At 52.3% G+C, this 1,545-nt stretch carries 1 protein-coding gene and 1 tRNA gene; one reads left to right on the forward strand and one right to left on the reverse strand.

Annotation, left to right across the window (positions count from 1 at the left end):
- Nucleotides 1-304 precede the first annotated feature (304 nt).
- Nucleotides 305-379: transfer RNA gene (locus P792_RS26400), tRNA-Thr, on the forward strand.
- Nucleotides 380-650: 271 nt separating this feature from the next.
- On the opposite strand, the gene P792_RS38545 is transcribed toward P792_RS26400, so the two are convergent.
- Nucleotides 651-1,545, reverse strand: an 895-nt coding sequence (locus tag P792_RS38545) for a S8 family serine peptidase (RefSeq protein WP_235075435.1), incomplete at its 5' end; no start/stop codon positions are given.

The raw sequence follows: 1,545 nt of genomic DNA on the forward strand, positions 1-1,545 counted from the left end.
GTTGCGGTGCTCGCGTCCGGATCGTGTGCGGCTGTACCCTCCGCGGTCTGATACGTTCCGACCATGCGCGTGTGGAACCGGCATGTGAGGACCGGAGAAAGGCAGCTTGCGCTAGCATCGAGATACATATCGAGCTCAAATTTGCCTTGTTCTTAGGCCCGAACGCTCATCGAAAGGAATGACCCTGCACAAGCGAACGTGCCGCCGAGAGGCGAGGGGCTGCGCAGTTCGTCATCATCGTTGCGCGGGAAAGATCTTGACGAATCCGCGATTAGCGACGAAAAGCAACCCGTTCATGCGCCATGCCGGGTTAGCACAGTGGTAGTGCAGCGGTTTTGTAAACCGAAGGTCGGGGGTTCAAATCCCTCACCCGGCACCAGAAATCTATATAAATCAAGCATTCTGGAAAAGCGCATCTTGCGAACGAATAGAGCACAGCGCATGGCATGTCGGATAAAAAGCCGGATACGAGTCGCGCCCTTCATCATTCCCGCAAAAAGCTCTGCCACCTTGCACAGGGGGCATGCCTTTTGTTGTTTGATTGATTTCCTATTGCGGGGGTGACGAACAGTGATCGTTCGCTGACGATCAAACAAAGAACATCGACTCTTCCGCAGTCATCACGTCTGAAACATGCCATAAACCAACACCTAGACGCGAATAGGCAGACTGACCTTGGGCCGGATAGAGACTAAGTCTGCGTATGATTTGAGTACCTCATTGAAAAGGTCAGGATGCTTTTGGGCTTCAACTGATATAATCAATGCGTAACGAATCTTTGTAGCGAGGCGAGCGCTATGCCCTGCTTCGCGTGCGTTATAATGGATATCGAAGACAGGATCATCGAGATATATACCGCTAGTACCTATCTTAGAGTGTAGAACAGTTTCCCATTTGCCTAAGTCAGATCGTGCTTCAGCTTCTGTTGTGTAAGGTTTCTTCGAAAAGAAACTTTTGCTGTTGGCGTGAGATTTTCCAGCTTTGACGTTGTTTTTATTGGGCCTAAATACAACTTCGAGACCAGCGCGCGTGTAAGAGCAAGAATCTTGAGGGTCGGTCGGACATGCGTAGCAGAAAGTCGCCTTGATCTGGACTTTCCCGCTCAACCCTCCCTCAGGTAACGGTAGCGGTGCCCGGAGGTATTTGCCTGCCTTTAGCTCGCCTTGGTATACGATACGAGCTACCCCATCCGGGCACGTGATAAGATCCATCATATCTTCAGGGATCTTACCCCAACCTACTTCACTACGAGGGTGATCCAGATTTCTAGCGCCGTGGATTAGGAGAGCTTTGATCGCAAGAGGCGATAGATCGGCTCCCAGCATTGCTCGGATGCCGACAGCGCTTCGTAGTAAGAAGGGAGCCGCAAAGCTGGTCCCTAGTTCAGGAGATAGCTGAGCGCGAGGCCCCTCGGTGAGAACGTGGAAGTACTCCGGTCTGTAGGCATCACCACCGAAAGCCAGAAGATCCGGTTTCACAATACCAGGGCTACGACCAGGACCGACGGCGCTATATGCAGCTCTAGCCCAATCGGCTGACCGGCTG

Origin of the sequence: Asaia sp. SF2.1 (assembly GCF_000505765.1) — a bacterium.
Lineage (GTDB): Bacteria > Pseudomonadota > Alphaproteobacteria > Acetobacterales > Acetobacteraceae > Asaia > Asaia bogorensis.